This window comes from Sinomonas sp. P10A9 (assembly GCF_041022165.1).
GTDB lineage: Bacteria > Actinomycetota > Actinomycetes > Actinomycetales > Micrococcaceae > Sinomonas > Sinomonas puerhi.
The window spans coordinates 3,258,906-3,279,008 of sequence record NZ_CP163302.1 but is presented as its reverse complement, the minus strand read 5'-3'; the positions used below and the strand labels follow the sequence as shown (position 1 = coordinate 3,279,008).

Sequence of the window (20,103 nt, the reverse complement as noted above, 5' to 3'; positions counted from 1 at the left end):
GAGCCCTAGGAAAGGCCAGCGAGCCAGACGAGGAACGCGAATTGCGCCACGTGGTACGTCGCCATGACGTGCCATTCCTTCAATACCGGCCCGACGAATGCGCGCCAGCCGAGCAGCAGGTCAGAGGCGAGGAAGAGGGCAGCGCCGCCGAGCGCCCACGGTGAGCCGGTGGTTCCTGCGGTGAGCGCGAGGGCGGCCAGCGCTGCGATGTAGGTCCCGACCGGGATGCTCAGCCCCGGGCTCTGGCGTCTGACCGCGCGCAGCAGCGGGGGAGCCGCGAGCGGCAGCACGACGACGAGCATCGCGGCGGCGAACAGCGTCCCCGCCACGGATGATGCCTGCGTGACGAACGCGGCGACGAAGGCCACGTGGGCCCCCAGGAACGCGGCGAGTCCGGGGCCTAGCGGGCGGCCCGGGAGCAGGAGGACATCGCCTGCGAGTGAGGCGGCGAACGCCGCGAGGAGCAGCACCTGGGTCCATCCGTGCCACGGCTGGACCGCGGCAGCGGCGCCGATCAGCAGCACCATCGGTGCCGGCTTGGTGCGGTGCCGGACCCGGTCGGCACCGCGCGCCGTCGCCCGCCAGTCGACGAGCGAGGCGAGGGCGGCAGCGCCGGCGAGCACCCACACGAGCGGCGTCACGGCGAGCTACCCGGGATGCGCACATGGTGAGCCTACCGGGGTTTCCCGCGCGCTCGCCGTCGCCCGACCGCGATGCCTCAACCAACGCGACTCACGAGATGCAGAACTCGTTGCCCTCCGGATCTGCCATGGTGTACCACCCGTGAGGGCCCTCACGGCCTTCCCAGAGGAACGTTGCGCCGCGGGACTCGAGCGCGGTGCGGATCTCGTCCTTGTCATCGCCGTCGAGACGGACGTCCCAGTGCACGCGGTTCTTGACCGTCTTGCCCTCCGGGACGGTCTGGAACAGGAACCGCTGGCGCTCCTTCTGTCCGACCTGGTCCGGCGGGCAGATCGCCTGGGCGCTGGCCCACACGAGCACGCCCTGGTGGGTGGTGGTCTCGGCCTCCGTCGCGAAGCCCTCGGAGACCATGCGCCGGATGAACGCCTCGTCGCTCGGCTCGACGACCCAGCCCATCGTTTCCGCCCACCAGTCGGCCTGCGCGTGCGGGTCGCGGCTGTCGATAACCACTTGGAATCTGTATGCCATGCGCCCCACGGTAGGTTCCGCTGGTGTGGGAGGGAAGGCAGAAGCGGACAGCTGGTGTCCGCATGGTGGGAAGGCTTCCTCGACCCCTGCCGAGGGCTCGGGACGTAGTCCTCTAACCGGTGCGCCTGGCTTCGGTGAGTCTGGGAGCCGGACGGCTAGAGGAGGCCAGCGATGTCAGGAGTCCGTTGGGTGACCCAGGTCCCTCCGAGCACTGGAGATCGGCGGGCAAGCGGGGGGCCTTTGGCCTGGACCGCAGCCCTCGCGATGACCGCACTTGCCGTGGCCGGCTGCTCATCAGGGAGTTCGGCGCCGAGTTCCACGGTGTCGGCTTCGGCATCGGCTAGCGGGCCTTCAGCTCCTTCCTCGAAGGTCTTCACTGACGGAGAACTCATGGCCGTCATCAACGCGGTGGCCGCGCGCCGCAACGTGCCCTATGGTGCGCAGGATTCCCGCAGCCTGCGCATCGGCGCCACTGCCAACACGTGGCCGGCACGCACAACAGTCGCCACACCCGGCGAGTGCCAGCCCCTTGTGGCCAAGGATCCGATAGACATTGCCAAGGACGCCGGCACAAGCTTCGCCACCGGTGCGCTACCCATCTCGGGCCGCTCCGGTGGTCCCACGACGACGGTCATGTTCACCATCAGAAGCGCGGCCAAGGACGTCCTCGCCTCCTCCGACTTCAACTACAACGACGATCTGCTCGCGCGCTGCAGCCAGTTCGATCTGCAGCATACTGAGGGATCGAACGCCTCGACGTACACCGTGCGACTGCTCCCGGCCCCGACCATCGGTGAGCGCTCCTTCGCTGCAGTGCAGACCACGAAGCCGCGAGGGCCGGGCGATCTTGGGGGAGCAACGCTCAACGTCCTTGCGGGAACGCTGTCCCTCGCCCTCTCGCTCAGCGTGACGCCGGACGGCGACATGCAGCCTGCTGTGGAGTCCATGGCAGGCATCGCGCGAGACCTCCTCGATGAGGCGGCGACCAACCCTCCGGCGGTGAGCACGCCCACGCCCAACTCCCGCACGCCTGAGCAGCTGGCAGCCCTGATCCAGGGCATTCCCGGACCCGACGGCAGCACGGCACTGGTCCACGCCCAGCTCATCCCAGCAGAGGCCGCCGCGTCAGCGCCGCCCAGCCAGACGGCGTGCACCCTTGACGACGCCGCATACCTCGGCGCGCTCGGCGGCTCGTCGATGGTCCAAGGCACCTACTCGGGAAGCCCGGCAAAGAAGTCGTTCCTGACTCTCCGCGCGGTCAGCATGGCAGGGTCGATCGCGACCCCTTATCCCTTCGACACCCGTGCAGAGGCGCTCCGGACCTGCTCGTCGATCACAGAGAAGGTCCTGGGTGGAAGCCAAGGCCGCGCGTGGTCGTCCCTCAGGCCGCTGACGGCGGTGCCGGGTGGCGACGCGAGCTACGCCGTCGTCTATGAGTTTTCAGACGGCACCGGGCAGAAGCACCTTGCGGTCGGCGCCCGGCGGGGAAGCCTGACGATCGAAGTGGACGATGTCCGTGCCACCGAGGCAGAGGTGCAGCCCGCGGCCGAGGCGCTGGCAGCCTTCGTCAACCAGATCTTCGCCAAGTCGGGTCTCTGACGGCGGGCGCCTTGACACGCCGGCCACGGGCCGGGACGCTATAACGCATGCTCCGCTGATCGCTTCCCTGTCCAGTTCCGCCCGGGCACCGGTGTGCCCGCGAGCCCCGAAGCGAGTCCCGCCATGCATGCGCCTCTCCATCGTTTCCACTCCAGTCGCCCCGAGCCGCCCGATCACCGGGACGCCGCGCCCCGTAGCTCCGTCCACATCGCCGCCGCCGGCGTCTCCCACGGCTACGGCGACCGGCTCCTCCTTGACCGAGTGGACCTCGTCATCCGCGACGGCGAGCACATCGCGGTCGTGGGCGAGAACGGCGCGGGAAAGTCCACGCTCCTGCGCCTGCTCGCAGGCGACGAGCCTCCCGAATCTGGCACGATTGCGGTCCACGGGCGCGTTTCACGCCTTGCCCAGACGCAGGACGCCGCCGCGACCATCGGCGCGCTCCTCACCGCCGCATCGGAGACGGCAGCGTCGGGAACGGCCTCATGGGAGGGGGCCGCTGGAGCAGGCACCGCCGCTGCCACGGCCGCAGCCACGGCCAGCGGCGAGCAGAGCGGCGAGGAGGCAGACCCCGACGAGGCGGCCAGCGCCGTCGTGCGGGCGGAGGTTGCGGCGGCCATCGCGCTCGAGCGCCTCGGTGTAGGGCACCTCGCCCGCGAGGGTCGCGACCGAACGCTCGGCAGCCTCTCTGGCGGGGAGGCCGAAAGGGTGGCCTTGGCCCTCGCACTCGCGGACCCAGCCCCGATCCTGCTCCTCGACGAGCCCACCAATCACCTCGACGCCGCCGCCCTGGCATGGCTGGAGGCCGAGATCGCTGCGCGGCCGGGGATCGTCGTGGCGATCTCCCACGACCGCGACTTCCTCGAGCGGTTCGCGAGCGTGATCCTGGAGGTCGACGCCGATACCCGCACCGTGCGCCGCTATGGCACCGGGTACATGGGGTACCGCGCCGAGAAGGCCCGCGAACGGCGTGAGTGGGAGCGGGCGTACATCGAGTGGGTCGGGGCCAAGGAGCACGAGCGCGACAAGGCCACCGGGGTCACAGACCGAGTCGCCTACGGCCGCATGACGGACAACGACAAGTCCGGATACAACTACTTCGGCCAGCGTGTCTCGGCGGCGGTCGAGAGCCAGATCCGCTCCGCGCGCGAGTGGCTGCGGCGGCTCGAGGCACAGCCCGTTTTGCCCCCGCCGAAGCCGCTGCACCTGGCCGCGGCCTTCGAGGTTGATACGGGCGCTAGCGTGACGCTGTCCCGAGTGGCCTCGCCCGGGCGGCTCGCACCCGTCGATCTGAGCCTCAAGCCCGGGGCGCGACTCCTTGTCACTGGGCCCAACGGTGCGGGGAAGTCGACGCTGCTCGGCATCCTGGCCGGCGTCGTCCCGTACACAGGCACGGCGGTCACGGTGGTTGAGCGCGGCGGCGCAGAGTCGAGCCCCGTTGTCGGGTTCCTGCCCCAGGAGGTCCCACCGCCCGCGGACCCGAACGTGCGCCTCCTTGCAGCCTACGCGGCGGGCCTCACCGGCGGGCTGGACGACCATGCCGAGGCGCTCATGCATACTGGCCTGTTCCGCGTCCAGGACTTCTTCGTGCCCGTCGGCTCTCTTTCGGCAGGGCAGTACCGGCGGCTCGCCCTCGCGCGCCTGCTGGCAACACGGCCCGAGCTGCTCCTCCTCGACGAGCCAACCAACCACCTCGCCCCGCTGTTGGTGGGCGAGCTCGAGGAGGCCCTCACGAGGTACCGCGGCACGCTGGTCGTGGCGAGCCACGACCGCGCCCTGGCGCGCTGGTTCGAGGAGCTTGGTGCGGGCGCCGCGGTCGGCGGGGGAGATCGCGAGGGCCATCGTCGGCTCGCCCTCGAGCCCCTCGGGTCTGCGGGACGCCTCCACGCGCACCACTGAGGAGCTGACTCCCAGGAGACGACCCTCAGAAGCTGGGGCGCTCAGCCGCTCTGGGTGAGGTTCACCCGGAACTCGACCTGCGCGTGGTCCTCGACCTTGACGAAGCCCAAGTTCGGGGGGTCGATGCCGAAGTCCTTCACCGCGATCGGGATCGTGCCGACGGCGACGATCCGGTCGCCGTCGCGCAGCACCTGCAGGTCCGCCGTGACCGCTCGCTGAGCGCCCGCCAGCGCGAGGGTCCCCGGAACCTTGACCTCAACCGGCGTTCCGCCGATCTCAGGCAGGGTCACGGGGGAGTTGAGGGTGAAGGTCGCCTGAGGGTACTTGCCTGCGGAGATCACGGTGAAGCGGAAGTAGTTGTCGCGGCCGGAGTTGTCGGTGGCGATGGTCCCGGCCTCGACCGCGATGCTTGCGGCCGTGAGGTTCCCGTTGGCCACGGTAGCCGAGCCCGTGACCCTGTCCGTGCGCCCCACCACGGCCACAGCATTGCCGTTGAGCACTTCGTTGACCCGGTAGCCGGCCTGCGAGCCGCTGCCCACGGTCCAGGTGCCATTGTCCGCGCCGGTGGGGCGCGGCGTCGTGCTCACCTGAGAGGCGCCGGCCGTGACGCTGAACGGGTCCACCTGCTTCGGGTTGAGGGCCGAGGAGATGATCGGACCGCCGGTGACAACGGCGAGGATCACCGCCACCACGATGCCGAGGGGGACGAGGAGGGCGCGCTTGGTCACGGGTTCCTAGGAGGTCAGCGAACTGATGTCCACCGAATACATGAGCACCACGGACAGCAGGTTCTTCAGGGCGTGCAGGGAGTAGCTGAACATCAGGTTGTTGGCTGTCCACGCATAAGCGAAGACGAGCACGAGACCCAGCGCCAGGTACGGCGCGAGCGCCTGGACGGTGATGGCCTCGCGGCCCGCGATGTGCAGCGCTGCGAATAGTACCACTGAGGTCACGTAGCAGACCCAGCGGTTCACATACCGGCTGAGCTTGCCGATCATGAGGTGCCGGAAGACGTACTCCTCGACGAACGGCCCCACGAGCACGAGCAGCGGTGCCGTGAGGTACCACGGGACATGCGCGGTCATCTCCTCGAGGCCCGATTGGTTGACGGACACCTCGACGCCGCCGGCGAGGGCCACGACGATCGCCGTCACAATGAGCATCACCACGAGCAGCAGCGGGAGGACCCCGATCGTGAACCACGGTCGAGTGGCCAGGATCCGCAGGTCGCGGGCCACGTAGTGACGTGCGGCAATGATGGCGACGATGAAGACCGCCGCATACACCCCGAGGTTGAGCAGGTACGCGCCGAGCAGCGGGTCCCGCGTGAGCCAAGGGAGACGGTCGAGCGGGAGGAACACGAGGGCCAACGGCAGGCCGAGGTAGAGCACGACGGCGAGTGCATCAGCGGGCGTGTAGCGGGAGAAACGTCGTGGCTTGGCAGGCGACGTTGAGGACGATCGGAGCATCAAGGTCAGAACGAATGCGCAGCACTGTGGGTTCCGTTCGCGCCTGGGCATAGGTTGACCAGTGGGGGAGGGGATGAGAATCTTTATAGAACGAACGGTCGGTAACTATTCGTGCCGGCACGCCGATGGAGGCCGTGTCCTGCGCGACGAGGCATGAGGGAGTGCACATGGCTGAGGCGTTTCTGGTGGGTGGGGCGCGGACCCCGGTGGGGCGGTACGGGGGTGCGCTCTCGGGGGTGCGTCCGGATGACCTGGCGGCGCTGGTGGTGCGGGCGGCGGTGGAGCGGGCCGGGATCGATCCGGCGCTGGTGGACGAGGTGGTCCTGGGCAACGCCAACGGTGCGGGGGAGGAGAACCGGAATGTGGCCCGGATGGCGTGGCTGCTGGCCGGCTACCCGGACAGCGTGCCGGGGATCACGGTGAACCGGCTGTGCGCCTCGGGCCTGTCCGCGATCATCATGGCCTCCCATATGGTCAAGGCCGGCGCGGCGGACCTCGTGGTCGCCGGCGGGGTCGAGTCGATGTCCCGGGCCCCGTGGGTGATGGAGAAGCCCGGCACGGCCTTCGCGAAGCCCGGTGCGGTGTTCGACACCTCGATCGGGTGGCGGTTCACCAACCCGGCCTTCCTCTCCGGGGAGCTCTCCCGGGACGGGAAGGCGTCGTTCTCGATGCCGGAGACGGCGGAGGAGGTCGCCCGCGTCTACGGGACCTCGCGTGAGGACTGCGACGCGTTCGCCGTCCGTTCCCACGAGCGGGCGCTCGCCGCGATTCAGGCGGGCCGGTTCGCCGAGGAGATCGTGCCGGTGACCGTCACGGGCCGCAAGGGCGCCCAGACCGTGGTCGACACCGACGAGGGCCCGCGGGCGGGCACCACGATGGACGTCCTCGCGGGCCTGCGCCCGGTCGTGGCGGGCGGGTCCGTGGTCACGGCCGGGAACGCCTCGACCCTGAACGACGGCGCCTCGGCGATCGTCGTCGCCTCGGAGGCCGCGATCGAGCGCTTCGGCCTGGCCCCGCGGGCGAGGATCCTGGACGGGGCCTCCGCGGGCGTCGCCCCGGAGGTCATGGGGATCGGCCCGGTCCCGGCCACCCGCAAGGTCCTGGACCGCCAGGGCCTCTCGGTCGCCGACCTGGGCGCGGTGGAGCTCAACGAGGCCTTCGCCTCCCAGTCCCTGGCCGTGATGCGCGAGCTCAACCTCGACCAGGACACCGTCAACCGCGACGGCGGCGCGATCTCCCTGGGCCACCCGCTCGGCTCCTCCGGCTCCCGCCTCGTCGTGACCCTGCTGGGCCGCATGGACCGCGAACTCACCGGCGACGGCCGCAAGCTCGGCCTCGCGACCATGTGCGTCGGCGTCGGCCAGGGCACCGCCCTCCTCATCGAGGGCATCTAGATGGCCCAGGGCACCGGCGCGCAGGGCCGCCCCGCGGGGCCGGGCACCACGTCGGACGGGCCGACAGCTGCGGGCATCCCGGCAGACGGCACCGGCGCGCAGGACGGCCCCGCGGGGTCGGGCACCGCGTCGGGTTCCGCCACCCCCGGGGGCGAGGCCGCGCCGTCGTCAGCGCCCACCGCCGACCCGGCGCACGACGCAGCGTCGAACAATGACGCTGCGCGGCTTGACGCCTCCGGCTTCGCCACGCTCGTGGTCGAGGAACGGGCCGACCGGGTGCACGCGCGGCTGCACCGCCCCGCGGTCAGGAACGCGATCGATGCGACGATGGTGGACGAGCTGCACGCCGTGTGCGCGCACCTCGAGGCGCATCCGAAGGTCCTGATCCTCTCCGGCACCCCCGCCTCCGAGGCCCCGGGAGGGAAGGGGATCTTCGCGTCGGGGGCGGACATCGCCCAGCTGCGCGAACGCCGCCGCGACGACGCCCTCGCCGGGATCAACTCGGCCGTCTTCGACCGCATCGCCAGGCTCCCGATGCCCGTCATCGCCGCCCTGGAGGGGTACGCCCTCGGCGGCGGCGCGGAGCTGGCCTACGCCGCCGATTTCCGCATCGGCACCCCCTCCCTGCGGGTCGGGAACCCCGAGACCGGACTGGGGATCATGGCCGCGGCCGGGGCCACCTGGCGCCTCCGCGAGCTCGTCGGCGAACCCCTCGCGAAGGAGGTCCTCCTCGCGGGCAAGGTCCTCACCGGCGAGCAGTGCCTCGCCGCGGGCCTGGTCACCGAACTCGTCGAACCCGAGGCCCTGCTCGATGCGGCGCAGGCGCTGGCGGACCGGATCGCCGCGCAGGACCCCCTCGCGGTGCGGATCTCCAAGGCCGTCTTCCACACCCCCCGGGAGGTCCACCCCCTCATCGACACCCTGGCCCAGAGCATGCTCTTCGAGTCCCAGGCCAAGTTCGACCGCATGCAGGCATTCCTCGACCGAAAGAAGAAGTAGACACTATGGGCAAGATCAACCTGGCCCACGGGCTCCCCGCACGCGTGGGGGTCCTGGGCGGAGGCAGGATGGGCGCCGGCATCGCGCACGCGTTCCTGATGAAGGGCGCTGAGGTGGTCGTGGTCGAGCGCGACGAGCAGGCCGAGGAGGGCGCGCGGGAGCGGGTCGAGTCCTCCGTCGCGAAGAGCATCGAGCGCGGCGCCGTGGACGGGGCCCTGCCGGAGGCGAAGGCAGCGATCCTGGAGTCGTTCAGCACCTCGCTGGACTATGCCGCGTTCGCCGACCGCGACCTGGTCGTCGAGGCCGTCCCCGAGGACCCGGAGCTCAAGCGGACCGCGCTGACCGGCGTCGAGGCCGTGCTGGGCGCGGGGGCGTTCCTGGCCACCAACACGTCCTCCCTGTCGGTGACGAAGCTGGCGGAGTCCCTGGCCCGGCCGGAGCGGTTCCTGGGCCTGCACTTCTTCAACCCCGTCCCGGCCTCGACCCTCATCGAGGTCGTCGTGGCGGAGAAGACCTCCCCGGAGCTGGCCGCCGCGGCGAAGGCCTGGACCGAGGCGCTCGGCAAGACCGCCGTCGTCGTCCGCGACGCCCCCGGCTTCGCCTCCTCCCGCCTCGGCGTCGCCATCGCCCTGGAGGCCATGCGCATGGTCCAGGAGGGCGTCGCCAGTGCGGAGGACATCGACAACGCCATGGTCCTGGGCTACAAGCACCCCACCGGGCCGCTGAAGACCACCGACATCGTCGGACTCGACGTCCGCCTCGGCATCGCCGAATACCTCCACTCCACCCTCGGCGACCGGTTCGCCCCCCCACAGATCCTGCGCGACAAGGTCGCCAACGGCGAACTCGGCCGCAAGACCGGCAAAGGCTTCTACACCTGGAACTGACCCCCACCCCACCCCTGCCGTTGAGGGGTCCCTGGCGGCCCGCTGAGGGGTCCCTGGCTACTCAATGAGCGGTCTCGCCCGGGTCAACGGGCGGGCCAGGGACCCCACACGCCCTTGCCAGAGACCCCACAAGTGAAGGGGTGGGGGAAGATGGTCGCGTGAGCATCCAACGCGCTGCCGCCCCAGATCGCACCGAGCCGTTCTTCGCGCCGTGGCTGGGCTGGGTGGCGCTTGGCGAATTCGTCGGCTTCCTCATACCAATGGCCGCCGAGTCGCTCGTCATCGCCGCGGACCTGCCGGACCTTCCGGGTGCGGGGCTGCTCGTGGTCGCCGGACTAGGCGAGGGAGCTGTGCTCGGTACGGCCATGGCCTGGCGCTTCTCCCGGCGGATACCCTCGCTGAATCGCCGCAGGTTCATCGTCTTCACAGCCGTGGCCGCGGCCCTCGCCTGGGCAGTCGGCATGCTGCCGGTCGTCACCGCCGCGGTGTGGATCGATTGGTCCATGCCGCTCACGGTCGCCGTCGGACTCGTGCTCGGCTTCGTGCTCCTCGCGAGCATCGGTGTGGGCCAGTGGCTGGAGCTGCGTCGCCACGTGCCCCATGCCTGGATTTGGGTCCTGGCGACGGCTGCCGCATGGTGCGTGGGCCTCGGCGCCTTCTTCATGATTGCGCCGCCCTTGTGGAACGAGGGCCAGCCACTGATTCTTGTCTTGGTCATCGGTGCGCTGGGGGCGGCCGCGATGGCCGTTGCGATGGCCGCGGTGACGGGCTGGGCCGCAGTCCGGCTCGTTCGGCGAGTGCTCCCCGCCAGCATGGCGCCCCGCGGATGATGCCCGTTGGATGGGAGGGCGCCGTCAACGCCCGCCACGTTCTCGGGAGCGTGTACCGTATGGGCCGTCGCGAGTGGCTCACCGAACGCGGGTGGCGGCAAATGCACGACGACGGCGTCCGCACCATCATCGACCTCCGCAACCCGGGCGAGCAGCGCCGGCGTGCCACCGATCCTGAGGTGCGGCCCGACGCGATGGCGGGGATCGTCGTCGTCAACGCTCCGACGGAAGACCCGGACCACCCCGAGCTCGCGGAGCAGTTCGCCGGCCAGAGCCCGCCTTACCTCAACCACCCGAGCGGCTACGCGGGCATCGTCCGGCTGTTTCCGGAGCGTCTTGCCGCGGTCTTCCGCGCCATCGGCGAGGCGCAGGGCGGCGTCGTGCTCCACTGCTCGGCGGGGCGGGACCGAACGGGCCTCATTGTCACGATGCTCCTGCAGCTCGCCGATCCCGCCGCGGCCCGCGCGGCCGCCGCCGAGCAGTACGAGGCGAGCGCGCGGGGCATCAACGAGTGGCACCGCATCAGCCCGGTCAGGCACCCGTACGAGCGCTACCACGACGACGCCGAGCTCGCGCCGCTGCTCGCAGAGCGGCAGTCGGCGCTCGCCGCGTTCGCGGCCGGGCTCGACGTCGAGGGGTTCCTTCTCGATCACGGCCTCAGCCGCGCCGAGCTCGCCGCCGTGCGAGCCAAGCTCGCAGATCAGCGCCGTACGAGCTGAGCGGGCTTGATCTGGCTGACCATGGCAGGGAAATAGCCCTCGGCATAGCCTGTGGTGGTCGGGTGGAGATTGAACCGGCTGCGCGGGTCCGATGGGGCGAAGAGGGCGAACCAGGAGTCCGAAGATCCGACCTCGTGGCCTGTGAACTTCGCGGTGACGTCCACGAACATCGCGTGGTCTGCCGCCCCGACCTTTTTGGCGAGGGTTTCATTGAGCGTGGTGGTGGCGGCGTCGAACACGGCCGCGGCCGCCGCAGACATGACACCGCCGCCCGGGAGCACTGTGGTCGGTTCCCCTGCGAGTGCGAAGATGTGCGGGTAGCCGATCCACGCGACTTCGGCGTGGGGCGCGACCTGGTGGATCTCATCGATCGTTGCCTGCACCGCGAGGTTGTCTGCCGCTGTATCCCCTGCCTTGGCGAAAGCCTGGCACTCAACAGCTGTCGGCGTGGTGTCCGCCGCGCAGGTTTCGACGAACTTGACGAATCCCACGTCGTTACCGCCGGCCGTGAGGGTCACGATGTCAGTGCTTGCGTTGAGGGTGCCATCAAGGGCGGCCTTGCCGATCTGCTGCCCGATGGTCGGGACCGGGAAGTTCGGGTCGGTCGGAGCCCCAATCGTGGCGCCGGCACACGCGTAGTCGCCCTGGAGGCTGACCGAGTTCAGGCGGGAGAACTTCGTCACCTGGTCTGGCCGCCCGCCGATCCGGCATGTGGGGACTTGGAGGTCCGGGTTGACCGCCGGCGGGAGCACGAACGGCTCGGCGCCCCAGCCCGCCGAGTACGAGTCGCCGAAGTTGACATAGTTGAGGGGCGACGGCGGTGCTGCCGACGCCGGGACTGCTGCGCCTGCGAAGACGAGGGCGGCGACAGCTACGAAGGAAGCGGCTGTTCGGCGAAAGAGAGATGTCAAGGGGGAGCCTCCAGTGGTGACGGCAGAGGTCGACTCTGTGAGCCTTGCTCTGACACGTGGATACAAACAGGCAGATCGTAGACCCAGGTGTGACATACGCAACAGGGCTGATTGGCTCGCATCTGCCCGATATCCTCGGCCCATGCACTTCCTCGAACCCGTGACCCTGTCAGGCCGGCTCGTTACTCTGGAGCCGCTCTCCTCTGATCACTGCGCGGCCCTTGAGGACGCCGTCCGCGATGGCGAGCTGTGGAAGCTCTGGTACACGTCAGTGCCACGGCCTGAGGACATGGCCGCCGAGATCGAGCGGCGGCTTGCGCTTATGGAGGCGGGCTCGATGCTCCCGTTCGCGACGCGACGCGTCTCGGACGGCCGCATCATCGGCATGACGACGTACATGAATGTCGATGCCGCGAACCGCCGCGTGGAGATCGGCTCCACGTGGAACGCCACAAGCGCGCAGGGCACCGGCACGAACCCCGAGTCGAAGCTCCTCCTGCTGCGCCACGCGTTCGAGACCCTGGACTGCATCGCCGTCGAGTTCCGCACGCACTGGATGAACCGCCAGTCGCGCGCCGCGATCGAGCGACTCGGAGCAAAGCAGGACGGTGTGCTCCGCAGCCACCAGCTCATGCCCGATGGCTCGCTGCGCGACACCGTGGTCTACTCGCTCATTGCCTCCGAGTGGCACATGGTCCGCAACGGTCTCGATCAACGGCTCAGACGACGCTAGCGAGAGCCGCCCGCGCAGGACGACGGCGAGTGCTTCCCGCCGTCGTCCTGCGCCCGGTCTCCGGCTCGCTACTGCACGAACGGCCGGACGGCGGGCACATACCCGTACTTGTAGCCGTTGTCGTTCGGGTGGAAGGCCTCGAGTGCGTTTGCCGAGTCGCCCGGGACATGGATCCACGGCTGAGGCGAGCCGATGCCGTGACCGAGGAATCGCCAGGTGACGTCCGTGTAGAGCGCGCCGTTCCGCAGGGCGGTCGTGGCGATCGTCGAGTTGAGGAGCGCCGTGGCTCCATTGATTTCGGCCGCCACCGGCTGCTGGGTCGGAGAAAGGCCCGAGACCGTGAACAGGAGCGGGTAGCCCGTGAGCGTGATGCGTGCGTTCGGCGCCTTGGCGCGGACGGCAGCAATCGTGTTGGTGAGGGCTGTGGGGAGCTGCTGGAGAGCCATGGTCGCCGCGCCAATCGCGGTCTGGCAGGAAGCGGGATCCTGGGTCATGCAGACGTTCGCGACGGATCCGACGCCGATGTCGTTGGCCCCGACGGTAATGGTCACCGTCTTGACCGCCCCGGTGAGAGCGGCGGCTTGAGCTTGGACCTCGGTCGTGGTGGCCCCGAAGCATCCGAGGTTCGTGCCGTGGAGCTGGGTCGGATACGCCTGTGCGGTGCGGAGGCAGGCCGCGTCAACGACCGTGGATCCGCCCGTCCCGGCCGCGATCGAGTCGCCGAGCCCGAAATACGTCGGCGAGGGCACCGCCGATGCGGGAAGCGCCGCGGCGCCCGCGACGAGCCCGAAAGCCGTCAGGAGGGCCAGAAGGGCCCGGGCGATGGGGGATGGTCTGCGTGTGGGCGGGTGGTTGGTGAGCGCGTTCATGTGAGGTCCTCACTCGAGGTGCCCCCACGCCGTCGTCCATCCCCCAGCCGGTGGACTGGCGCCGCGGAGGCTAACAGTCCTGACTCGCGTCATCCTAGGCAGTGGGGTCTTGTAGCAGAAGGGGCGGAGGACGCTTGTTTGGCCCCCTCGTGCCCTGCAGGCCTTCCGTGTATTCTTGACCCATTACCGAACGGCCGGTCAGTAATACCTCTGAGAGGGTTTGCCCGGTCGCTTCATGGCTCCCCGCCCCGACCGGAAGGATCCGTCGACGATGACCACTGCCCCGGAGACCACTGCACCAGAGGCGACCCGGGTCGCCGTTGTGCCCAGCTACATCCGTGACACCTGGTGGACGCCCGCCGAATCGACAGGCAAGGGCGCCGAGGTTAGGGATGCGAGTACAGGCGAGCTGCTCGCCGTCGTGAATGCGGACGGTCTCGACCTGAAGGCAATGGTCGAGCACGCTCGCACGGTGGGCCAGGCGGGGCTCGGCAAGCTCACCATCCACGAGCGCGCCCTCAAGCTCAAGGAGCTGGCCCAGTTCCTCAACGGGCGCAAGCAGGAGCTCTACGAGCTCTCGTTCCGGACCGGCGCAACGAAGATCGACAACATGGTGGACATCGACGGCGGCATCGGTGTGCTCTTCACGTTCGGCTCGAAGGGGCGCCGCGAGCTACCGAACTCGAACGTGATCGTAGACGGCCCCCTCGAGGTCCTCTCCAAGGACGGCTCATTCGCGGGCGAGCACATCTACACCCGTATCCCCGGCGTGGCCGCGCAGATCAACGCGTTCAACTTCCCCGTGTGGGGCATGCTCGAGAAGTTCGCCCCCGCGTTCATCGCCGGCGTCCCGACGATCGTCAAGCCCGCTACCCCGACCGGCTACGTGGCCGAGGCGATGGTGCGCCTCATGGTCGAGTCCGGCATCCTCCCGGCCGGCTCGATCCAGCTCATCTCCGGCTCGGCACGCACGCTCCTGGACGAGCTCGACTACCGCGACATGGTCTCCTTCACCGGCTCGGCCGGCACCGCGAACCTCCTCAAGTCGCACCCGAACGTTGTGCACGGCGGGGTCCGCTTCACCTCGGAGACGGATTCCCTCAATGCCGCGATCCTCGGTCCCGACGCCGTTCCCGGCACCCCCGAGTTCGACGCGTTCGTGAAGTCCGTGGTCACCGAGATGACGGTCAAGGCTGGCCAGAAGTGCACGGCGGTGCGCCGCAGTATCGTCCCCGCGGAACTCGTGGACGACGTCGTTGCCGCCATCGGTGCGCGGGTGACGGAGCGCGTCGTGGTCGGCGACCCTCGGGCCGAGGGCGTCACGATGGGCGCACTCGCGTCGATGGAGCAGCTCAAGGACGTGCGGGGCGCCGTCGAATCGCTCGTCGCCGCAGGCGGGCGCATCGCGTTCGGTTCGCTCGAGGCCCCCGAGGTCGTTACCGCCAGCGGCCAGAAGGCCGTCGTCGCAGACGGCGCGTTCATGTCACCCGTGGTGCTGACGTGGGAAGACGCCCTCGCTCCGGCCCTGCACGGCACCGAGGCGTTCGGCCCCGTCTCCTCTGTGGTCGGCTACTCGAGCCTCGACGAGGCCGTGAAGCTCGCGGCGATGGGCGCGGGCTCGCTCGTCGCCTCGGTCGCCACGAACGACCCGGAGGTCGCGCGGACCCTCGTGACCGGCATCGCCGCGCACCATGGTCGCGTGCTCGTGCTCAACCGCGAGGACGCCAAGACTTCGACCGGCCACGGTTCCCCGGTCCCGCACCTCGTCCACGGCGGCCCGGGCCGCGCGGGCGGCGGCGAGGAACTCGGCGGCATCCGCTCCGTCAAGCACCACATGCAGCGCACCGCCCTCCAGGGTTCGCCCAACATGCTCACCGCGGTGACGGGCGTGTGGCACACGGGTGCGGACAGGAACCTCGCGGACCCTGCCGACCCGTCGACGCACCCGTTCCGCAAGTCGCTCGCGGAGCTCCGCGTGGGCGACGCGATGCGCTCCGAGCTGCGCCAGATCACGCGCGAGGACATCTCGAAGTTCGCCGCCGAGACCGGCGACACGTTCTACGCCCACATGGACGATGAGGCGGCCCGCGCCGCCGGCGTGTTCCCGGGGATCGTGGCGCACGGCTACCTGCTCGTGAGCTGGGCCGCCGGCCTGTTCGTCTCGCCCGAGCCCGGCCCGGTGCTGCTGAACTACGGCCTCGACAACCTGCGCTTCCTCCAGCCCGTGCCTGCCGGCGATTCGATCCGCGTGACCCTCACGGCGAAGCAGATCACCCCGCGGGTCACGGACGAGTACGGCGAGGTCCGCTGGGACGCCGTCCTGACCAACCAGGACGACGAGCTCATCGCCAACTACGACGTCCTGACGCTCGTTGAGAAGGAGTGGCCGAAGAAGGCCTGACCCCTCCTGCCGAGGTCACGCCGTGTGGCGCCGAGGTCACCCCGTGTGGCGCCGGGGTCGGGTCGTAACAGGCGACGGCGGTGGGCCGGGTTCCATTCCCAGCCCACCGCCGTCGTGCGCTCCGGAGCAGGGCTGTGTGAGCCCTTGACCATCCACTTGTTTTTTGCAAGTTTTAACGGCATCACCATCCGAACCCACAGGGGAGACCGCAATGACTGCCATGTTCGTCAATCTGCCGGTGACCGACTTGGATCGCGCCAAGGCGTTCTACACGGCGATCGGATTCACCATCAACCCCCTCTTCACGGACCACAACGCCGCCTGTGTAGTCGTGGAAGAAGACCACAGCTACTTCATGATCCTGGTGCGTGAGTTCTTCCAGACCTTCACCGACCTGCCCATCGGCGACCCGGCGGTGAATCCGTCGGTCTCTACCGCGATCTTCCTCGACAGCCGCGATGCCGTCGACGCCGCGGTCGCCGACGGCCTCGCCGCGGGAGGCGCGGAAGCGCGTCCCGCCGCAGACTACGGATTCATGTACCAGCGTCAGCTGACCGACCCGGACGGCAACCTCCTCGAGTTCGGCTGGATGGACCCGGCCGCCGCCGAGCAGGGCCCCGAGGCCTTCGCCAACCAGCAGGCCTGATGGCCGCACGCGACTACGGGCAGTACTGCGGCCTCACCCGAGCACTTGAGCTCGTCGGAGAACGGTGGGCCCTGCTGATCGTCCGCGATCTGCTGGTCGGGCCGCGCCGCTACGGGGAGCTCGCCGCGGGCCTGCCCCGCATCCCCAGCAACATCCTGGCGGCGCGGCTCAAGGAGCTGCAGGAGGCCGGCATCCTCCGCCGGGCGCCGCGATCGCGCGTTGTCGTGTACGAGCTCACGGACTACGGCCGCGAGCTCGAGCCCGTGGTGCTCGCGCTCGGCGCCTGGGGCTTCAAGGCCATGGGAGAGCCGCGCGAGGAACAGATCATCACGCCCGACTCGATGACGATGGCCCTGCGCACCGCGTTCTGCCCGCACGTGGCCGCCAGCCTGCCCCCGACCGCCTACGCCGGGCGCTTCGGCGCGGCTGAGCTGCTCATCCGAGTGGACGGCGCCAACCTCGACGTGTCCCGCGGAGACGGGCCCTCCGACCTCGCCTTCGCAGCGGGGCCGGGCATCCACCGGCTCATCTCCGGAGAGATCGCCCCGGACCGCGCGATCGCGGCAGGCCTCATCGAGGTGCTGAGGGGTCCGCATGTCCTCCTGGGCCGCTTCGCGAACACCTTCCACTTGGCCGCCTAGATTCCCGCTCCCGGGCTTAAACTGGTTCCCGTCAGTTCCCTTCGTGGAGGTGCGCCATGACTCTGGCGATGAACCCTGCAATGACAATCCTGACGGTGGCCGACGAGGCCCGCGCCAGGGACTTCTACGAGGGAGCGCTGGGGCTCCCTGTCCGCGGAAAGGACCCGACCGGGATGACCATCCTGAGTCTGGACGGAACCGCACTGCTGGGCCTGATGGTGGACGAGAATGCCATCCGCACAGGCCACACCGCCGTGCAGTTCGAGGTCGACAACCTCGAAGGCGCCATGGCGGACCTCGAATCCCACGGTATCCACTTCGAGGACTACGACCTCCCGGACATCAAGACCGATGAGCACCACATCTTCGACCTCGGCGGCGAGCGCTGCTCGTGGTTCGCGGATCCGGACGGGAACATCATCAGCCTGCATCAGGGCGGGGTCACCGAGTACAACCTGTAACTGCTGGTCTGTCCAGCGCACGACGGCGGTGGGCCGGGTACGCGACCGGCCCACCGCCGTCGCGCGCGCCACCTCATTCACGGTCAGGGGTGCCGAGGGTAGCCTGAGCCGTGATCGGACGTCCGGAGGAGGGGCGATGTGCCGGCTGTTCGGAATGCATGCAGGCCACGCGGCCGTGAGGGCCACGTTCTGGCTCCTCACCGCCCCGGACAGCCTCGAGGTGCAGAGCCGCCGCGAACCTGACGGCACAGGGATCGGTACCTTCACCGCGGACGGCCAGCCCCGGGTGGACAAGCAGCCCGTCGCCGCCTGGGAGGACCGCGCGTTCGCCCGTGAGGCCAGGCATGTGGAAAGCACCACGTTCTTGGCACACGTGCGCTACGCGAGCCTCGGCGCCCACACCTACGTCAACACCCACCCCTTCGAGCAGGACGCCAGGCTCTTCGCCCACAACGGTGCGTTCTCCGAGGTCCAGACGCTGGACGGGCAGCTCCGCGAGCTGGGGGCCAGCGGGCTCGTGCAGGGGCAGACGGACAGCGAGCGCATGTTCGCGCTCATCACCGCCGAGACCCGCCGGGCGGGCGGAGACGTCGGCGCTGGCATCGCGGCGGCCCTGACGTGGATCGCTGAGAACCTGCCCGTCCTGAGTCTGAACTGCATCATCACGACCGCCACCGACCTCTGGGCCGTCCGCTACCCGGACACGCATGAGCTGCACATGCTCGAGAACATCAGCGACGCCCCCGACGTCGGCCGCCACCTCAACGCCCGGAGCCCCCGGATCTCTGCCCACGGCAAGGACGTGGGCGACCACGTCCTCGTGGCCACCGAGCCGATGGCCGACGATCCCCGCTGGGAGATGATGGAGCCCGGCACGCTCCTGCACGTGGGCAGCGACCTGACGACGACCCGTACGTTTCCGTTCCCGGACCATCCGCGGCGAAGGCTCACGCTGAACGATCTCGATCCCGCAGCGGCCGCGTCCCAGCGAGAAGGGAAGGCCTGAGCCGCTGTGGACTCCGACCGCCAGCCAGGGCTCCTCGACCTCAGGAGCTATCTCGCCCCTGCCCTCGAGACCGTGCCCGCGCCGGATGGCTGGTGGTCAGGGCCGCGCCGCTGGCGGGCCGGTGCGCTCGACGCCGAGGGGTTGGCCCTAGGCTCGATCGGCGCCCTGGTCTCGGCCCTTGCGGCGCTGGACAGCGCCCAGGGCGACGCCGCCAGCGGCAGCCGCGTGGCGACGTCGTCCGCGCTCGTGGCGGCGTCCTTCGACTCCATCCGCCACCTTCGTGTCGACGGGAATTCGGCGGACATCTGGGCGCCGATGTCCGGGTTCCGGCGGACGCGCGACGGCTGGGTGCGCCTCCACGCGAACTACCCGCACCACGCCGAGCGGCTCTTGGCCGCGATGGGCATGACGTCCGCAGACCAGCTCGACGCCGCCCTCCTCGAACGGGACGCGCTCGAGATCGAGGACGCCGTGCGGTCGGGCGGGGGAGTGGCGGCGGCCGTCCGGACCCCTGACGAGTGGGCGGCCACGCCCATGGGACTCGCCGCGGCGGGCGAGCCATGGGTCGGCCTCGCGCTCGACGAGGCCCCCTCGCCGCGGCCCGTTCCGCACGACGGCGTGGGCGGCCTCCCGCCGTCCGGCATCCGCGTCCTCGACCTCACACGCGTCATCGCCGGTCCGAGCGCCACGCGGCTCCTCGGCGCGCTCGGAGCCGACGTGCTCCGCGTCGATCCGCCGCAGCATCCCGAGCTCCTCGACGCGCACCTCGACACGGGCTTCGCCAAACGCAGCGCCGTCGCCGACCTCCGGAACCCCGAGCAGGCGGCGAGGGTGCGCACGCTCGCAGGCGAGGCCGACGTCGTGCTCCTGGGCTACCGGCAGGCGTCGCTCGCGCGGTACGGGCTGGACATCGACTCGCTCCGGGAGGCATTCCCCCACCTTGCCGTCGTGGCCCTGAGCGCGTGGGGATGGACCGGGCCGTGGGCCGACGGCCGAGGCTTCGACAGCATCGTGCAGGCAGCGTGCGGGATCGCGCACCTCTATGGAGGCTTGCCTGCCGGCACCGGTGCGTCCAGCACCGTTCCGCCGGGCCGTGCTCCGTCCGGTCCGTCGACGCGCGACGCCGCGTGGCGGCCGGGAGCATTGCCCGTGCAGGCACTCGACCACGCGACGGGGATGGCCATGGCGGCGTCCGCCGTCGCGCTGCTCGCAGCTCGGAGCCGCGGCGTCACGGGCAGCGCGCGCCTGAGCCTCATCGCAACGGCCAACGAGCTGCTCCGGGCCAGAGTGCCCGATCCGTCGGGTGGGCCAGTGGCGCTGGTCCTCGAGACCCGGCACGCCGACTCGGCGTACGGGCGCCTCGACTTCGTCCCGCCCCCGCTGATCCTGGACGGAACCCAGCTCGAGTACCCCCACCCGTCTGAGCGCTACGGATCGGCGCCCCTCGGGTGGAGCCATCGGGGCTGAAC

At 70.0% G+C, this 20,103-nt stretch carries 21 protein-coding genes; 14 read left to right on the top strand and 7 right to left on the bottom strand.

Annotation, left to right across the window (positions count from 1 at the left end):
• Positions 1 to 5 precede the first annotated feature (5 nt).
• From AB5L97_RS15030 to AB5L97_RS15020, 3 genes are all read right to left on the bottom strand, one after another.
• A complete protein-coding gene (locus AB5L97_RS15030) occupies positions 6 to 641 on the bottom strand; it encodes a lysoplasmalogenase family protein (protein ID WP_369045257.1) in 636 nt (211 codons plus the stop codon).
• 91 nt (positions 642 to 732) lie between these two features.
• Positions 733 to 1,170, bottom strand: a complete 438-nt coding sequence (locus AB5L97_RS15025) for a VOC family protein (protein ID WP_307958844.1) — start codon at positions 1,168 to 1,170, stop codon at positions 733 to 735.
• Positions 1,171 to 1,325: 155 nt separating this feature from the next.
• Positions 1,326 to 1,562: a hypothetical protein gene (locus AB5L97_RS15020; RefSeq protein ID WP_369045256.1), complete on the bottom strand. Its 237-nt coding sequence runs from the start codon at positions 1,560 to 1,562 to the stop codon at positions 1,326 to 1,328.
• On the opposite strand from AB5L97_RS15020, the gene AB5L97_RS15015 reads away from it, so the two are divergent.
• Positions 1,561 to 2,769, top strand: coding sequence for a hypothetical protein (locus AB5L97_RS15015; protein WP_369045255.1), 1,209 nt, complete (start codon positions 1,561 to 1,563; stop codon positions 2,767 to 2,769). The genes AB5L97_RS15020 and AB5L97_RS15015 overlap by 2 nt on opposite strands.
• Before the next feature lie 123 nt (positions 2,770 to 2,892).
• Positions 2,893 to 4,668, top strand: coding sequence for an ATP-binding cassette domain-containing protein (locus tag AB5L97_RS15010; RefSeq protein WP_369045254.1), 1,776 nt, complete (start codon positions 2,893 to 2,895; stop codon positions 4,666 to 4,668).
• A 41-nt stretch (positions 4,669 to 4,709) separates the two neighbouring features.
• On the opposite strand, the gene AB5L97_RS15005 is transcribed toward AB5L97_RS15010, so the two are convergent.
• Entirely contained in the window at positions 4,710 to 5,396 is a 687-nt protein-coding gene (locus AB5L97_RS15005) for a YceI family protein (protein ID WP_369045253.1), read from the bottom strand.
• A gap of 6 nt (positions 5,397 to 5,402) precedes the next feature.
• Complete coding sequence (locus AB5L97_RS15000) at positions 5,403 to 6,137, bottom strand: CPBP family intramembrane glutamic endopeptidase (RefSeq protein WP_369047456.1); 735 nt, start codon at positions 6,135 to 6,137, stop codon at positions 5,403 to 5,405.
• 167 nt (positions 6,138 to 6,304) lie between these two features.
• Between AB5L97_RS15000 and AB5L97_RS14995 the strand changes: the two genes are divergently transcribed.
• The 5 genes from AB5L97_RS14995 (at position 6,305) to AB5L97_RS14975 (ending at position 10,966) form a co-directional block, all read left to right on the top strand.
• Positions 6,305 to 7,531 carry an acetyl-CoA C-acyltransferase gene (locus tag AB5L97_RS14995; protein WP_369045252.1) on the top strand — a complete coding sequence of 409 codons (1,227 nt, stop codon included), beginning with the start codon at positions 6,305 to 6,307 and terminating at the stop codon, positions 7,529 to 7,531.
• Between the two features lie 252 nt (positions 7,532 to 7,783).
• Positions 7,784 to 8,530 carry an enoyl-CoA hydratase/isomerase family protein gene (locus tag AB5L97_RS14990; RefSeq protein ID WP_369047455.1) on the top strand — a complete coding sequence of 249 codons (747 nt, stop codon included), beginning with the start codon at positions 7,784 to 7,786 and terminating at the stop codon, positions 8,528 to 8,530.
• A 5-nt stretch (positions 8,531 to 8,535) separates the two neighbouring features.
• Positions 8,536 to 9,417, top strand: a complete 882-nt coding sequence (locus tag AB5L97_RS14985) for a 3-hydroxyacyl-CoA dehydrogenase family protein (RefSeq protein WP_369045251.1) — start codon at positions 8,536 to 8,538, stop codon at positions 9,415 to 9,417.
• 158 nt (positions 9,418 to 9,575) lie between these two features.
• On the top strand, positions 9,576 to 10,247 hold the full coding sequence (locus AB5L97_RS14980; protein WP_369045250.1) for a hypothetical protein: 672 nt from the start codon (positions 9,576 to 9,578) through the stop codon (positions 10,245 to 10,247).
• Positions 10,244 to 10,966: a tyrosine-protein phosphatase gene (locus tag AB5L97_RS14975; protein WP_369045249.1), complete on the top strand. Its 723-nt coding sequence runs from the start codon at positions 10,244 to 10,246 to the stop codon at positions 10,964 to 10,966. The genes AB5L97_RS14980 and AB5L97_RS14975 overlap by 4 nt, the downstream gene beginning before the upstream one ends.
• Here the strand turns inward: AB5L97_RS14975 and AB5L97_RS14970 are convergent.
• Positions 10,948 to 11,877, bottom strand: a complete 930-nt coding sequence (locus AB5L97_RS14970; protein WP_369045248.1) for an SGNH/GDSL hydrolase family protein — start codon at positions 11,875 to 11,877, stop codon at positions 10,948 to 10,950. The genes AB5L97_RS14975 and AB5L97_RS14970 overlap by 19 nt on opposite strands.
• A gap of 142 nt (positions 11,878 to 12,019) precedes the next feature.
• Here AB5L97_RS14970 and AB5L97_RS14965 point away from each other — a divergent pair, with 142 nt between their 5' ends.
• The gene (locus AB5L97_RS14965; RefSeq protein WP_369045247.1) at positions 12,020 to 12,610 is read left to right on the top strand and encodes a GNAT family N-acetyltransferase; all 591 of its coding nucleotides are present in this window, start codon (positions 12,020 to 12,022) and stop codon (positions 12,608 to 12,610) included.
• Positions 12,611 to 12,678: 68 nt separating this feature from the next.
• On the opposite strand, the gene AB5L97_RS14960 is transcribed toward AB5L97_RS14965, so the two are convergent.
• Complete coding sequence (locus tag AB5L97_RS14960; protein ID WP_369045246.1) at positions 12,679 to 13,479, bottom strand: SGNH/GDSL hydrolase family protein; 801 nt, start codon at positions 13,477 to 13,479, stop codon at positions 12,679 to 12,681.
• 271 nt (positions 13,480 to 13,750) lie between these two features.
• Between AB5L97_RS14960 and paaZ the strand changes: the two genes are divergently transcribed.
• The 6 genes from paaZ to AB5L97_RS14930 all read left to right on the top strand — a co-directional run bounded on the left by paaZ (position 13,751) and on the right by AB5L97_RS14930 (position 20,101).
• The gene (paaZ, locus tag AB5L97_RS14955) at positions 13,751 to 15,880 is read left to right on the top strand and encodes a phenylacetic acid degradation bifunctional protein PaaZ (protein WP_369045245.1); all 2,130 of its coding nucleotides are present in this window, start codon (positions 13,751 to 13,753) and stop codon (positions 15,878 to 15,880) included.
• Positions 15,881 to 16,091: 211 nt separating this feature from the next.
• On the top strand, positions 16,092 to 16,526 hold the full coding sequence (locus AB5L97_RS14950) for a VOC family protein (protein ID WP_307958831.1): 435 nt from the start codon (positions 16,092 to 16,094) through the stop codon (positions 16,524 to 16,526).
• Positions 16,526 to 17,167, top strand: a complete 642-nt coding sequence (locus tag AB5L97_RS14945; RefSeq protein WP_369045244.1) for a winged helix-turn-helix transcriptional regulator — start codon at positions 16,526 to 16,528, stop codon at positions 17,165 to 17,167. The genes AB5L97_RS14950 and AB5L97_RS14945 overlap by 1 nt, the downstream gene beginning before the upstream one ends.
• A gap of 80 nt (positions 17,168 to 17,247) precedes the next feature.
• Positions 17,248 to 17,628 (top strand): VOC family protein, encoded by a 381-nt coding sequence (locus AB5L97_RS14940; protein ID WP_369045243.1) that lies wholly within the window; start codon positions 17,248 to 17,250, stop codon positions 17,626 to 17,628.
• Between the two features lie 136 nt (positions 17,629 to 17,764).
• The gene (locus AB5L97_RS14935) at positions 17,765 to 18,634 is read left to right on the top strand and encodes a class II glutamine amidotransferase (RefSeq protein WP_307958828.1); all 870 of its coding nucleotides are present in this window, start codon (positions 17,765 to 17,767) and stop codon (positions 18,632 to 18,634) included.
• A 6-nt stretch (positions 18,635 to 18,640) separates the two neighbouring features.
• Positions 18,641 to 20,101, top strand: coding sequence for a CoA transferase (locus AB5L97_RS14930; RefSeq protein ID WP_369045242.1), 1,461 nt, complete (start codon positions 18,641 to 18,643; stop codon positions 20,099 to 20,101).
• Positions 20,102 to 20,103 lie beyond the last annotated feature (2 nt).

Bases quoted from the DNA above. Each gene is read 5' to 3' on its own strand.
- AB5L97_RS15025 (WP_307958844.1), bottom strand. From the start codon at position 1,170: ATGGCATACAGATTCCAAGTGGTTATCGACAGCCGCGACCCGCACGCG.
- AB5L97_RS14995 (WP_369045252.1), top strand. From the start codon at position 6,305: ATGGCTGAGGCGTTTCTGGTGGGTGGGGCGCGGACCCCGGTGGGGCGG.
- AB5L97_RS15015 (WP_369045255.1), top strand. From the start codon at position 1,561: ATGGCCGTCATCAACGCGGTGGCCGCGCGCCGCAACGTGCCCTATGGT.
- AB5L97_RS15010 (WP_369045254.1), top strand. From the start codon at position 2,893: ATGCATGCGCCTCTCCATCGTTTCCACTCCAGTCGCCCCGAGCCGCCC.
- AB5L97_RS14945 (WP_369045244.1), top strand. From the start codon at position 16,526: ATGGCCGCACGCGACTACGGGCAGTACTGCGGCCTCACCCGAGCACTT.
- paaZ (WP_369045245.1), top strand. From the start codon at position 13,751: ATGACCACTGCCCCGGAGACCACTGCACCAGAGGCGACCCGGGTCGCC.
- AB5L97_RS14935 (WP_307958828.1), top strand. From the start codon at position 17,765: ATGTGCCGGCTGTTCGGAATGCATGCAGGCCACGCGGCCGTGAGGGCC.
- AB5L97_RS14960 (WP_369045246.1), bottom strand. From the start codon at position 13,479: ATGAACGCGCTCACCAACCACCCGCCCACACGCAGACCATCCCCCATC.
- AB5L97_RS15000 (WP_369047456.1), bottom strand. From the start codon at position 6,137: ATGCTCCGATCGTCCTCAACGTCGCCTGCCAAGCCACGACGTTTCTCC.
- AB5L97_RS14975 (WP_369045249.1), top strand. From the start codon at position 10,244: ATGATGCCCGTTGGATGGGAGGGCGCCGTCAACGCCCGCCACGTTCTC.
- AB5L97_RS15020 (WP_369045256.1), bottom strand. From the start codon at position 1,562: ATGAGTTCTCCGTCAGTGAAGACCTTCGAGGAAGGAGCTGAAGGCCCG.
- AB5L97_RS14985 (WP_369045251.1), top strand. From the start codon at position 8,536: ATGGGCAAGATCAACCTGGCCCACGGGCTCCCCGCACGCGTGGGGGTC.
- AB5L97_RS14940 (WP_369045243.1), top strand. From the start codon at position 17,248: ATGACAATCCTGACGGTGGCCGACGAGGCCCGCGCCAGGGACTTCTAC.
- AB5L97_RS14950 (WP_307958831.1), top strand. From the start codon at position 16,092: ATGACTGCCATGTTCGTCAATCTGCCGGTGACCGACTTGGATCGCGCC.
- AB5L97_RS14965 (WP_369045247.1), top strand. From the start codon at position 12,020: ATGCACTTCCTCGAACCCGTGACCCTGTCAGGCCGGCTCGTTACTCTG.